At 38.0% G+C, this 13,151-nt stretch carries 16 protein-coding genes and 1 other annotated feature; of the genes, 1 reads left to right on the forward strand and 15 read right to left on the reverse strand.

Annotated features, from left to right (window positions below; genetic code table 11):
* From pheS to R8923_RS02625, 4 genes are all read right to left on the reverse strand, one after another.
* Window positions 1-1,050, reverse strand: a complete 1,050-nt coding sequence (gene pheS / locus R8923_RS02610; RefSeq protein WP_485871188.1) for a phenylalanine--tRNA ligase subunit alpha — start codon at window positions 1,048-1,050, stop codon at window positions 1-3.
* Window positions 1,051-1,100: 50 nt separating this feature from the next.
* Window positions 1,101-1,324 (reverse strand) — a binding site (T-box leader).
* 43 nt (window positions 1,325-1,367) lie between these two features.
* A complete protein-coding gene (locus tag R8923_RS02615) occupies window positions 1,368-1,910 on the reverse strand; it encodes an ECF transporter S component (RefSeq protein ID WP_485871189.1) in 543 nt (180 codons plus the stop codon).
* Window positions 1,897-2,277, reverse strand: coding sequence for a DUF4430 domain-containing protein (locus R8923_RS02620; RefSeq protein ID WP_485871190.1), 381 nt, complete (start codon window positions 2,275-2,277; stop codon window positions 1,897-1,899). Before R8923_RS02620 ends, R8923_RS02615 begins: the two co-directional genes overlap by 14 nt.
* Window positions 2,278-2,340: 63 nt before the next feature.
* The gene (locus tag R8923_RS02625) at window positions 2,341-2,673 is read right to left on the reverse strand and encodes a winged helix-turn-helix transcriptional regulator (protein ID WP_485871191.1); all 333 of its coding nucleotides are present in this window, start codon (window positions 2,671-2,673) and stop codon (window positions 2,341-2,343) included.
* 154 nt (window positions 2,674-2,827) lie between these two features.
* On the opposite strand from R8923_RS02625, the gene R8923_RS02630 reads away from it, so the two are divergent.
* Window positions 2,828-3,184, forward strand: coding sequence for a DUF6054 family protein (locus R8923_RS02630; protein ID WP_485871192.1), 357 nt, complete (start codon window positions 2,828-2,830; stop codon window positions 3,182-3,184).
* 22 nt (window positions 3,185-3,206) lie between these two features.
* Here R8923_RS02630 and R8923_RS02635 read toward each other — a convergent pair whose 3' ends face one another.
* The 11 genes from R8923_RS02635 to R8923_RS02685 all read right to left on the reverse strand — a co-directional run.
* Entirely contained in the window at window positions 3,207-3,962 is a 756-nt protein-coding gene (locus R8923_RS02635; RefSeq protein ID WP_485871193.1) for a TrmH family RNA methyltransferase, read from the reverse strand.
* A 146-nt stretch (window positions 3,963-4,108) separates the two neighbouring features.
* Window positions 4,109-5,191 (reverse strand): M42 family metallopeptidase, encoded by a 1,083-nt coding sequence (locus R8923_RS02640; protein WP_485871194.1) that lies wholly within the window; start codon window positions 5,189-5,191, stop codon window positions 4,109-4,111.
* Window positions 5,192-5,318: 127 nt separating this feature from the next.
* Window positions 5,319-6,347, reverse strand: coding sequence for a glucosaminidase domain-containing protein (locus tag R8923_RS02645; protein WP_485871195.1), 1,029 nt, complete (start codon window positions 6,345-6,347; stop codon window positions 5,319-5,321).
* A 256-nt stretch (window positions 6,348-6,603) separates the two neighbouring features.
* Window positions 6,604-7,461: a glucosaminidase domain-containing protein gene (locus R8923_RS02650; RefSeq protein WP_485871196.1), complete on the reverse strand. Its 858-nt coding sequence runs from the start codon at window positions 7,459-7,461 to the stop codon at window positions 6,604-6,606.
* 145 nt (window positions 7,462-7,606) lie between these two features.
* Window positions 7,607-8,239: an NAD(P)-dependent oxidoreductase gene (locus R8923_RS02655; RefSeq protein WP_485871197.1), complete on the reverse strand. Its 633-nt coding sequence runs from the start codon at window positions 8,237-8,239 to the stop codon at window positions 7,607-7,609.
* Between the two features lie 63 nt (window positions 8,240-8,302).
* A complete protein-coding gene (locus tag R8923_RS02660) occupies window positions 8,303-8,731 on the reverse strand; it encodes an Rrf2 family transcriptional regulator (RefSeq protein ID WP_485871198.1) in 429 nt (142 codons plus the stop codon).
* 79 nt (window positions 8,732-8,810) lie between these two features.
* On the reverse strand, window positions 8,811-9,824 hold the full coding sequence (locus tag R8923_RS02665; RefSeq protein ID WP_485871199.1) for a glycosyltransferase family 2 protein: 1,014 nt from the start codon (window positions 9,822-9,824) through the stop codon (window positions 8,811-8,813).
* Window positions 9,825-9,836: 12 nt separating this feature from the next.
* Complete coding sequence (locus R8923_RS02670; protein ID WP_485871200.1) at window positions 9,837-10,820, reverse strand: glycosyltransferase family 2 protein; 984 nt, start codon at window positions 10,818-10,820, stop codon at window positions 9,837-9,839.
* A 97-nt stretch (window positions 10,821-10,917) separates the two neighbouring features.
* Window positions 10,918-11,535, reverse strand: a complete 618-nt coding sequence (locus tag R8923_RS02675) for a GyrI-like domain-containing protein (protein WP_485871201.1) — start codon at window positions 11,533-11,535, stop codon at window positions 10,918-10,920.
* Window positions 11,536-11,954: 419 nt separating this feature from the next.
* The gene (locus R8923_RS02680; protein ID WP_485871202.1) at window positions 11,955-12,296 is read right to left on the reverse strand and encodes a hypothetical protein; all 342 of its coding nucleotides are present in this window, start codon (window positions 12,294-12,296) and stop codon (window positions 11,955-11,957) included.
* 15 nt (window positions 12,297-12,311) lie between these two features.
* Window positions 12,312-13,151, reverse strand: an 840-nt coding sequence (locus R8923_RS02685) for a deaminase domain-containing protein (RefSeq protein ID WP_485871203.1), incomplete at its 5' end; no start/stop codon positions are given.

The following is a 13,151-nucleotide window of genomic DNA, read 5'->3' on the forward strand; positions in this document are numbered from 1 at the left end:
TTATTCCCCCATTTCTTTCGTGGCAAATTGCTTAGTAAACCGTAAATCATTCGTGTAAAGATGACGAATATCATCCACTGCGTATTTCAACATCGCCACACGCTCAGGGCCAAGCCCGAATGCAAAGCCGCTATAGCGCGCGGAATCAATGCCCGACATTTCAAGAACGCGCGGGTGAACCATACCTGCACCTAGAATTTCAATCCATCCCGTGCCTTTACAAACACGACAACCCTCACCGCCGCAAGAAAAACAAGAAATATCCATCTCAACTGACGGTTCAGTGAACGGGAAGAAACTTGGACGCAAACGAATTTCGCGCTCCTCACCAAACATCCGTTTCGCTAAAATCGTAAGCGTCCCTTTTAAGTCGGAAAACGTAATTTTTTCCCCAACAACAAGCCCTTCGATTTGAGTAAACTGGTGCGAATGTGTGGCGTCATCGTTATCGCGACGATAAACTTTTCCTGGGCAAATAATTTTAATCGGCCCATTTTTAAAGTCGTGTTTCTCCATCGTCCGCGCTTGGACGGGTGACGTTTGTGTCCGTAAAAGCGTATTTTCTGTAATATAGAAGCTATCCTGCATATCACGTGCTGGATGCCCTTTTGGAAGGTTTAGCGCTTCAAAATTGTAATAATCAAGCTCAACTTCCGGTCCTTCAGCAATTTTATAGCCCATCCCAATAAACATATCTTCAAGCTCACGAATGACCGACGAAAGCAAATGCGTTGCGCCAAGCGTTACTTTTGTCCCTGGAAGTGTCACATCAATGGTTTCATTTTCGAGTTGCGCCACCTCAGCTTCCTCTTCTAAAAGCGTTTGTTTTTCTTGGATTTCCTCACTAATTTTTGTTCGTACTTCATTAGCTTTTGCTCCGACAAGTGGGCGCTCCTCATTGGATAGCTTTCCCATTTGTTTCATGATTTCAGTCATCGGTCCTTTTTTACCAAGATATTTGACGCGCAAATCATTTAACTCTTTCAAATTTGTTGCCGCGCTCACAGCCAAAACGGCTTCTTTTTCCAAAGTTTGCAGTTGCTCTAGCATTTAAAAACACTCCTTTTCGTTTTTAGACAAAAATAAAAAACCTCTATCCACAAAGGGACGAGATTTTGCTCGCGGTACCACCCTAATAGAAATGCCAAACATTTCCACCTTCATTGAAATAACGGCTAAACACCGATCTGCCTTTCAAAAAATCCCGGCAGCGACTCGTGGAGCTGAAATTTTCGCCAAGTTTACACGCAAAATGGCTTTCAGTCTTTGGCCACTTCTCCCTGTCCAGTAAAACAAAGTTACTTGTCTCCGTCATTGTCTTTGTCTTATTTAATTACTTTCTATTATAGAGGGAACTTCGTGTGAATTCAAGTATATTTTATAAGCCACTTATCAATTAGCGGTAAAAGAATATGCGCAAGAATAGCATAAAACGCCGCATTTCCAGTGGCGTGAAGAAAATCAAACGGTAAACCAGATACGTAATAAGCAAGAAAATATTGAAACCCGTAAAGCGGTGCAATGAACAGTCCTTGAACGAAGCCATACAAAAATCCAGTAAAAAAAACATATAAAAGCATCTGCCAAAACGGGATTTTATCAAAGTGCGGGCGAATAACAGTTGCTGTTAAAGCAACAATACAAAGATAACCAGCAACTTGTCCAAGCGTCCAAATCCCCATACCTAAAATCAAGTTTGAACTAATCATGACAAGTGTCGCAAAAATCGCGCCGTAACGAAAACCAATTAATAGCGTCACTAAAATGACAAGCGTTGTCACAGGCTGAACATTTGGAATAAAAGCAAATAAAAGCCTCCCGGAAACAGTAAGAGCTACTAAAATCGCCATAAGCGTGATGACTTTTACATCCGTAAGCCGTAATTTCTCAAACTCATTATTTAGCTTCATGCAAATCAAAACTCACTTCATCACCATTTTTAAGTTTCAGTTCTTTAGCACCTTTAGTCGCCATTTCCCCGTTCACCTCATACATCCAGTAAAGCCCTTTTAATTCATTTTGCGAAACACCTTCGATAGTTGTTATAAACCCGTCAGTATCTTTTAGTTTAAAGTTCTTGTTCATAGCATCATACACGGTACTGCCAGAAACTACCTTCACCTTTTTTGTCCCCACCACGTCCAGGCCACTATTCCTCGTCACATGTAGCGAAACCGAAATTGTATCCGCACTTTCCGTTTTTGCTCCACCGTCTGAACAGGCGACGAGTGTCAGAGCCAAAATTACCGAAAGCGCAATGAAAATCCCTCTTCTCATCATCTTTCTCCTTTTTTAAACAAAATAAAAGACATAACCATCGTTACGTCTTTCATTATCGCATTAGCTTTCCACTTTCTCAAGTGCAATCCACTTATCTGCCCAGCACTGAACTTGTCCCATGACTTCTTTAAGATCCCGGCCTTTTTCTGTTAAATCATATTCAATTCGAACAGGAGTTTCGGGATAAACGTGACGTGTCACGATTTCCATTTCTTCCAGTTCTTTTAAACGTTCTGCAAGTACGCGGTCGCTCATTTGCGGAATCTCACTCGCGACTTGTTTAAAGCGCTTTGGACCAGTAAGCAAGACATTGATGATTAACCCTGTCCAGCGTTTACCAAGGAGTTGGAAAGCAGACTCAAATTTCGGACAAACTTTGTGTGCTTCATTCATAACTCTCACCTCAGAGCTATTGTATCACAAAACCACACAGAAAGTAACTAATTAATATCAATTTACTTATTTTTAGTAAGTTTTCAATTCAACATTGAAAAAAATGATTTTTGGGTCTACAATAAAAGTAAGCAAGGTGAAAGGATGAACGCAAATGCCAAGTCATCGCTATGTTGTTAAAAGCTCTGTCGAAGAAACAATGGCCATGATTAAACTTTCGCAATCCGCAGCTACACCTATTTTTGATGAGATTCGCTCATTTGCTGACGGAAAAAAGCTTGCCACTCTAGCTTATGAAAAATACTATTTCCGTGCAAGCCATCGTGCCGCTTTATTTATTACCATCCATAATTTCCACGGCAATTCTGAAGTCACAGCCATTTCAACCGGAAGTTCAGACAACTCCATTTTCAATTTCGATTGGGGTAGTACAAATCACTACATTAAAAGTGTCAAAAAAGCCCTCTCCCCAGTCCTCATTAGCGAAACAAAAATAGACGTGCCAAATTGATTTAAAATTTGGCACGTCTATTTTATTTCCGTAAATGATACATTAAAATCCCAGCCGCAACCGCCACATTTAAGGATTCACTCTGGCCAAAAATGGGAATGTATATTTTCTCATGAATACGTTCTTCTACCTCATTTGAAATGCCACTACCTTCATTTCCAACAATGAGCGCTAATGTTTCTTGGCGCGAAATGGTATCATAAACTTTTGCCTGCTCATCAAGAAATGCACCGAAAATAGGTACGCCCTCCTCTTCCAAACGACCAATCCACACAAGTAATTGATCCTGAATAACTGGAATATGAAAATGGCTTCCCTGAGCACTACGAATCACTTTTGGATTGTATAAATCAGCGCAACCACGTCCTAGCACAACCGCATCATAACCCGCAGCATCCGCCGTCCGAATAAGCGTCCCTACATTTCCAGGATCTTGTACACGGTCAACTAACAAAAGCTTTTTCCCGTATAAAAGAAGTATATCTGCTGCCATCATATTCACAACCGCAAAGATACCTTGCTCCGTTTTAGTCTCACTAAGAAAATGACTGACCTCTTTTGACACGTAAAACGTTTCTATCTCCTTTGACCATTCAAATGGCACATATACTTCCTCCGAGATAATCAATTGTTGGACAAGTCCATCTTGTCGAAGTGCTTCCTCCACCAAATGAAATCCCTCTACCATATATGTTCTGGACTTTTGTCGTCCTTTTGTGGTGAACAATTTCTTCCAATTTTTTACGCGTTCGTTTTTTGTCGACCGTATTGTATCCATACACCGCTCCTTGTAACATTTTCGTAACATAAAAGTGGTTTTACTAAACAAATATAGTAAATGCTTCTTCATGCTAGTAGTCCAAAAGACTCAATATCAATTTCAATAAATTAATAAATAGGCAATTTATGTCTATTTTGTGTCATTTAATTTTGATACGTGATTTCTTTAACCTTATCTTTATCGAGTCGTTTAACTACTTCTGTAATCAGTTTGACCGCAGCATCAAAATCATCACGATGTAAAATAGAAGAATGCGAATGAATATAGCGCGTTGCAATTGTAATTGGTAAAGAAGGAACACCATTTCCTGTTAAATGCATTGGCCCCGCATCAGTCCCACCGCCTGGAATTGCTTCAAATTGATAAGGGATACCAAGCTCATCTGCAACATCTGTGACGAAATTTCGTAAACCAGCATGACTAACAAGCGTTGCATCATAAATGACAATTTGTGGCCCTTCACCCATTTTACTTTGGGCTTCTGTCGGCTTAATCCCTGGTGTATCACCAGCAATACCAACATCTACGGCAAAACCAATATCTGGCTGTATGAAGTGTGCTGACGTTTTAGCACCTCTTGTCCCAACTTCTTCCTGAACCGAACCAACACCATAAACGATATTCGCATGTTGTTCTTTCCTTAGATTTTTTAATACTTCAATCGCAATGGCTAAGCCAATCCGATTATCCCACGCTTTAGCCAAAAGGTATTTTTCATTTTTCATGACTGTAAAATCAAAAGCAGGTACAATCATATCCCCTGGTTTAATTCCAAAACTTTCGGCTTCTGCTTTGTCTTTTGCACCAACATCAACAAACATTTCTTTAATATCAAATGACTTTTGACGTTCAGCTGCTGTCATTAGATGAGGCGGTTTAGAACCAATGACACCAATAATTTCTTCTCCATCACGAGTCACAACGGTTACTTTTTGTGAGAGCATGACATGTGGCACCCAACCACCTGTTGTTTGAAACTTAATAAATCCGTTATCATCAATTTGTGTCACCATAAAACCAACTTCATCTAGATGCCCTGTAATCATAATTTTCGGTCCGTCTTCCAAACCTTTTTGAATCGCAATACTGCTTCCTAGTCCATCACGTGTCATTTTGTCAGCAAAAGGCGCAATGTATTGTTCAAATACTTGTCGTACTTCGCGTTCATTTCCTGGGATGCCTTTTGCATCTGTTAAATCTTTTAACATCTTTAATTGCTCGTCCAAAAAAAAACCCTCCTTCATTCATACTTTCTATTCCGTATTATAGCAGAAAAATGGCAAAAAGGGATAGATAAGCATAAAAGCCGAAAATTAGGAGTGAAGTAAATTTCCTAATTTTCAGCTTTTATTTTTATAATGCACTTGAAAAAGTTTCGTTTCTTAAAAGTGGTATCATACTTATCACTTGATGATGTCTTTCTTTCTCATAAGTCATAGCAATTTCCGATGGATTGAATATTTGTTGTGATGCAATTGTCGTTTCGTTTGTAGAATAATCAAACAACGAGACCGTTTTATATCGAAGCGGAGAATGACTCTCTGAACTGTATAATACTTCGACTTTATCACTTTCTATCCAGCCACTTACAAAATTAGAAAGTTCTACTTGATACCAAATTTGATTGTTCGCAATTTTGACTTCACGTTTAATCTCAAATTTAGGGCTCACACCATCTGAAAGTTTTGCCATTAATACAGCATCTTTCGTACCGCTTGGGTTACTCCAAATATCTACAGTTTTTCCAGTTTTCACCTGCCCCAACGCATGGAAAATTTTATCAGATGTTTTTTCAGCATACATCGTATTTAACGTATCATACTTATCTAAATCAAATTTTTCAATGACTTCTATTAATTTTTTGGAATAATTAGGATCCGTTGAATAGCCCGTGTGATCTAACGCCTTAGCCGCAAGACGATAATCAGTTTGGTTGATTAAACTACTATACAAATCTTTATTCCAACTTGGACCATTCACAAATAATGTCGCATGATCATTTAATGATTCATACCATGTCGGGTAGGCTTTAAATCCTGCACTTGTTCCAACGTAAGAAGTACCATCATGTTCCCTTGTTCCCATCACAATGGAGTTCCCTTTATAAGAACCTTTAATCCCAAATAAATTCTTCCCTTTTTGCGCAAGCTCGCTTTTTCCCCAGTTTGATTCGAGGATAGCTTGAGAAATTGTAATACTTGCCAGAATACCGTTTTCCTTCTGTACGATCTCTGCGTGCGGCGCAATCTCATTAATAAACGCTTGTTGCGAGGAAGTAGTGAGGCTAGCATCAGCCTTTACTTGCACAGGAAGGACCATTACAGTAATTGAAAAACTGATTAACCCCACTTTAAGCAAGTGCTTCTTTGCAATATGTAGCATAATGAATTTTGCACATCCTTGTCTTTTTGAATTATAAAAACGTGTGTTCTTTCTTAGCAACCACTTCATTCTAGCAAAACTTTTATGTAATATATATTTCTTTTAAGTAACAAAGATGACAAAAAAATAAAACACTTAGGCGTTAAGTGCTTTACTTCCTCAAAATATTTTTCTTTTTTTGTAAAAAAAGGGTGCGGATAGGTCTAAGTTCCTACTAATAAGACAAACTATTTATAGCGTTGTTCGCTATTTTCTCCTATTTTAGCGTAATATAATCTGCTTTTATCCAACCAATGACTTGATCATCTACTCCAAATTGAAACCATTTTCCACTGCTCGTTTGGGCAACTTGAACAAGTTGCAATTGATCACGACTATAGTATTGAATATCTTCAACTTTTTGTGCACCAACAAGGCCGTATGGTACCGTCCACACCGTTATATGCTCGTTTGTACTTACCTCAGCCACTTTTGAAATTTTTTTATTAGAAAAAAGTTGATCTTGAATATGATCATAAAGCTGCAAATCATATTTTTCTACAATATTCACCAATTTGCTAGCATACTCTGGATCAGTCGCATAGCCTGCTTTCATAATTTCTTCCGCTGCTTCTTTGTAACTTTTGGCAGAAATAACGCCGTGATACTTTGTTTTTGACCAAGAAGTTCCATTTAGAAATAAATTTGCGTGGTCATCAAGTGATTCATTCCAATTGGCATATTTACGAAAATTAGCTTGAATTTCAATCCATTGCCCGTCCGTAAATTCTTTCGTTGTCATATTTACAACTGGCTGGCCCGCTCTTCCTTTCACACCAAATAAATTATTCGCTTGAACCGCAAGCTCGCTCTCCCCCCAGTTTGATTCCAAGATTGCCTGCGCAAGAGTCACACTCGTTAAAATTTGATGCTCTTTCTGAATTTCCTGAGCATGTTTTGAAAGCTGATTGATAAACTTCTCTTCTTTTGTATTAAAAGCAGGTTCTGGCGCTGTTAAATCTAAGTATGCTTCTCGTATAAAAGATGCGATGACACCAATTAGAATGAGACCGATGAACACACCTAAGGTCATAAATAGCTGACGCTTCTTTTTTCGTTTCATTTTTTTTCGCAATCGTGCCTCACACCTTTCCGTTCCCCGTCCCTGACTACACAATACGTCAATTTATAATGAAAAGCAATCCTTCTCTAGCCTAATTTAACTTTTCTTAAAAAGCCCAATATTTCGCTAGCAATTATTTATATAGTAGAAACTCGATTTACTTGTTTCGCACTGTAATACGTTCCTTGAGATGTTTCGGTTCTTCTATTTCATCAAGCATCGCCTTAGCAAAGTTTGCATAACTCACTTCGCTTTGCCCTGCTTTATCAACTAAAAGCTTGTTTTCCCCTATAATATAATTTCCAGTTCCCTCACCATCTGGATTAAAGAAAGCAGACGGACTCATATAAGTCCAGTTTACTTCTGACTCCTGTTTCAATGCATCAAAAGCTTTCCCCATATGGCTTGCAGTCGGCAAAAAGGCTACTGGAAAATCAGGTGTATCCATAAGGCGCAGCTTTTCAGTTTCATCTACATATAAACTACCTGCTCCTCCGACGACAAGTAGCCGATTCGGTTTTCCTTTTAAAAGGGATGTTAAGTAGTTTAACGATGTTTCATGCAGTTCTTCTTGACCGAACGGGGCGTTGAATGCATCAACCACGACGTCTTGGTCTTGAATATCTTCAAAAGTTAAATCAAATAAATCTTTTTCTAAAACTCGAATGTTCGGATTTGATATTTTTTCTTTATGTCGAACAATGGCTGTCACTTCCACCCCGCGACGAACCGCTTCTTCTAAAATTTGCTTTCCAGCTTTACCACTTGCCGCGATAATTGCTACTTTCATTTTTATTCCTCCTAATTTTGTAACCAAATTAGTTACAATAAATATTATTTTTAGGGCAAACCTTTATTTTGGGCTTGCCTTTGTTGTCACCTCTACACTAATATCTGCTAGTGTAACTTGCTTTAACTCAGCTTCCATCTTTTGCTGGGCTGTTTGAAAAGTTTCATTTAACGCATCTTGAATATTAGCACCAACCAAACAATTTGGATTTGGGTTTTGGTGGATGTCAAAAATCGTTTGTGAACCTAAAGTTGCTACATAAATTTCGTAAAGACTAATTTCATTCGGTTCTCTCGCCAAATAGGTGCCACCAATACCAGGTTTTGAGTGCAATAAATTAGCTTTTTTCAAACGACTCATGATTCTTCGAATGACGACCGGGTTTGTGCCAACGCTTTCCGCAATAAAATCTGATGTAATTTGTTTGTCGCGATTTAAATGAATAAGTGTCAAAATATGCACAGCGACGCTAAAACGTGTTGAAATGGCCATTTTCTCACCCCTTTGTAACCATTGTAGTTACAACTTTTTTTCTTGTCAACAAAAAAGGATGAATATTTCATCCTTTTAATCAACTTTTTCCTAGGACCCGCTTAAAAGCCTTGCGCACAAACCATTCGAGGCTTGCAATTTGGAAACGCAGATGCGCGTTTTTAGTAAGCTCGCGGAACATTTTTTGCTTGGTTTTTGGGAGTGTTTCCATTGCGCTCGTTTGAAGATTTTTTTTCATGTAGGCAGAAACCCATTTTTGTACGGTATGGTAGTCTTCCTTTTTAGCCAAGAAAAGCCATTCAATCATTGAGAAAAGATCGATTTCAAGATATTTCTGCTCTTTTTTATAGTGTAGTGCGTTATCTTGAATCGTATGGAAAACATCATCACAAACATTTAGCGCATCTAATCGGTCACGCACCATACGCAAATTATTTTTTTGTTGTGTGATAGATTTATCGCCTGAAACTCTGTGACGCCAGTAATAACCGACATTTTTCAAGATGTTGACATGTTTTGCTTTTAAATAGGCAGGAATTACAACAGGAATATCTTCATACGTTTTCCCTACTGGAAATGTTAGTTTTTCCTCTTTCCAAAAAGAGGCACGGTAAATTTTATTCCAGCTCGTCGTGTCAAATAAAAGCTCTGGCGTTTCAAAAATTGTCGTATCGAATTTATCCGTTTGCATAAAATGTTCATGTAGCACCGAACGGTAAACATCTTCGCCAGCAAGACGAGCCACGCCAATCGTGACAATATCTGCGCAAGAAATTTCCACCGATGCCATCATCTTTTTATACATATCTCGGTCGATAATATCATCACTATCAACAAACGCAAGAAAATCACCCGTCGCAAAATTTATGCCGTCATTTCGCGCTGCAGAAAGCCCACCATTTTCTTTTGTAATCACTTGCATTTGCGGATATTTCTCTCGCAACTGCTCTAATTTCTCTCCAGTGTCATCCGTTGAACCATCATTAATCACAATAACTTCCAGATTTTCATAAGATTGATTCATCACCGAATGTAAGCACGCCTCAATATACTCCCCGACATTATACGCCGGAATAATCACACTAACCTTCATTTTTCTCTCCTTTTAAAAACCCGTTTGTTGTCTTCTTTTTTCAAACGGAACTTTCCAAACCAAATCAGCCAAACGTACAAAACCATGCAAATACAAGCGAACAGCCAAATATTTCACCTTCCGAGTCAAACCGCTACCAGACCTGTACCCATTTTTCTCCCACTTAGGAAAATGCGAGTTCATCGTTTCTCGTATCGTTTTAAGTACCTCTTTACGCTTTTTCACATCCTCCAAATAAATCATTTTTCGAAGTACTGTTCGGTAAACTAAATGCTCCATATAAAGTGTTTCCACTTCCGCCTTGTAATCTTCGAAAATACCAAGAGACTTCAATTCGTTTACGACATTTGTAAGCATTGGGATGACATCGAGAAATTTCGTATCGTCTTGCAAATTTGACTGGGAGTCTACTCGGTCCGTTATGTAAAAATATAGAGCATCCTCGATCTTCACTGGTTTTTTTGCGCGCAAAACGACAGCTGGCACCACGCCAAGATCTTCATACCAATAGCCAATCGGAAAACGGAGCTTTTCCCATAAAGAAGCTTTATAAAATTTATTCCAAGGAACACTTCCCGCATCTGTTAAAAGATGCCCGCTATTCCGTGGTATATACTGCATATCGCCATTTTGATTCACATTTTGAGAAGTAAATAAAACAAGATCTGACTCTGTCTGTTTAACCATTTCCAAACATTTTTCAACTAAATTTGGCGCGATATAATCGTCGCTATCGACCATAATTACATAATCGCCCGTCATCTGATCAAGCCCCGCATTGCGTGCTGCCGCCTGACCACCATTTTCTTGTGTTATCACACGGATTCTAGGGTCCGAAAATGCTTGTAACATGGCACCCGATCCGTCTGTTGAGCCGTCATCAACAAAAATAATTTCTAAATGTGTATACGTCTGCTTAAAAATGCTCTTCGCACATCGTTCCAAATAATTTTCTACATTATAAACTGGAACGATAACGCTTACTATAGGTTCCATAAAAATTCTCCTCACAGAATGGTTTCACCTTTTAAGAATACCTTTTCCAAACGTATTTGTCTAATTTCACAAAAAAACTGCCGCAAATAACGACAGTTTAATTTGTTATTTTAAAACGAAGTACTGTTTTCATTTTCTCGGGCGCTGTTTTTCGCGGATCTGACAAATAAATTTCCTTATGATCTTTTGATTGTCTCACCCAATCATTTTCCAAACAGAACTCCTCCATTTTTTGAAAAGAAGCGGGTTCTGTGTCGTAAGGTCCGATATGAAGCATCTGCACGCTTGGCCCTTCCTTAATCGTTTCAAAACGCAATTCTGTAAGAAGAGCAGCAGGGATTTTTTCAGCAAGTCGTGGCTTCAATTCTTCAAATAACTTAGCCGTTACAAACTGAGGCTGACGAATCATAATCCGATACTCAAATAATCGCTTATCAAGCGGTCCATCATCGCGCTGGCTTGTCGTCCATTCTCCTTCAAGCGGATAAACGGTATATTCAAAATACCCTTCTGTTGTGATACCTTTTTTAGGAAGCATCCGAAACAAATACGCTGCCGCATAAAGTGCTCCAACACGTTCGCTAAAAGCTTCTTCGTTCGGATCCCCTTTCCCAGTAATCGTAATATAGTTCATTTCTGGCACAATCAGTTTCATCGGCTTGTTTTTGGGTAGATAAAGTTCTTTTTCAGCTTTACGCCATTCATATTTTGTCATTTTGTCCTCCACCTTTCTTAGCTAATTTATGTATTTGCATTAAGCTGTAACAGCAAAATATTGTTTGTTCCAGATTATTTCATGTTTCTGACCAATGTTCAAATGTAATTGTCTGGGAGTTGCTCAGATTCTTTTAGACTATCAATAAAAAGTATTGATATCCAATTCGTACGCTGATGTTTTTCTTCATTTAATCCTTCAAGTTTTGCTAGTCTTCCATGCCTCTCTACTAGATAGTCTGGTATAAAATTTTTATCTAAACTGGGACATAAACTTTATTCCTTTTATCATCATCGATACAGAATCTTCAAAACTTATAGCTATTTCTAATCAAGATTGGATTGAACTTTTCTTCAATAAAATCCTCATAGTCTTCTAGGATTAACATTTTTACTTCTAACGTAACTTAAACTTTTCATTTAGTGTTCAATGTTCATTGCTTTTTTTATAATATCAACATCGCTACAAAATTGAACTTGCTCATCTAATGTTAAATCATTCCTAACTTTCTCTAAATTTTTATCAGAAATTAGACTAGCTAACTTATTTCTTAAAAACCCAAAATTTTGCTCTTTATCAATCAATAATGTACAGAATGCTACATATAGTGAAGTTTCTTCCGTTATATCATAATTTTCATTTAATTCATAATCATTTAGAAACGCATAGAAAGTATCTTTTAGAGTATATTTAGCATTTATATGCAAACTTTCATAAATATCAGCAGAATCTTCTTTTATTTCTTCATACTTCAATTCCATAAATTTTCACTCCTTCTATTTAGTATATATATTTAATTTAATATTAGGGAATTTCTTACGAAATTCTAAAATTATATTAGAGCAACTCTGACAAGTTGGTAGCTCTGTAAACAAATTAATTGAACCAGAAGTATTTGTATCTTTAATTTTAGATGCGATATCCTCTAGAATCTTAGCTTCTGTATCATGAAACCTATCAAATTTAGTTCCATTTACCCCTGATGCGGAAGGTTCATAATTCTTAAAAATCCTTTCCTCTTCAGGTTTTAATATAGAAAATTTCCCAATGTCAGCACCTTTATCAAGTTTAGAATTAATTTTACTGTGTGCTACAAACTCTTCTGGCAATCCTTTTATATTTACATTAGCAACTGCCATATTACCTCTTTTTTTCAATGGATTATTAGGCATTTTATTTCTAATATCATCAATTCTATTTTGGAAATTCTCAACTTTTTGTGCTTTGGTAAATCCACTGACTTTCTCTATTATACCATCTGCCTGTTTCCCTTTGCCACTTAGGTTCACGTCAAATTTCTGGAGGATATCTTTGATGCTTTTTGTGCTTTGTGCGACTTTGGTTGGGGCTTGGGGCGAGATGCTGCCCATACCTGCTAAGGCTAGATTCTCTCGTGGTGGTAGACTTAAGGAGCCTTTCATTGTGGTCGCCGTTTGACCCACCTTGTCTAATCCCTTGATTCCTTTTTGGGTGGTGGTGTGTAGGGCATCTTGGGTGATGGTTTTTAGGCTTTTCACGCGTTTTAGCATTTGGGTTTGGCTGATTTTTGTGATGTCGCCGAGTTGGGTTGGGGCGCTTTTTACTCCGTGCACGAATGTATCGCTTAGGCTCGCTAA

This window comes from Listeria tempestatis, assembly GCF_963575625.1.
Taxonomy (GTDB): domain Bacteria; phylum Bacillota; class Bacilli; order Lactobacillales; family Listeriaceae; genus Listeria; species Listeria tempestatis.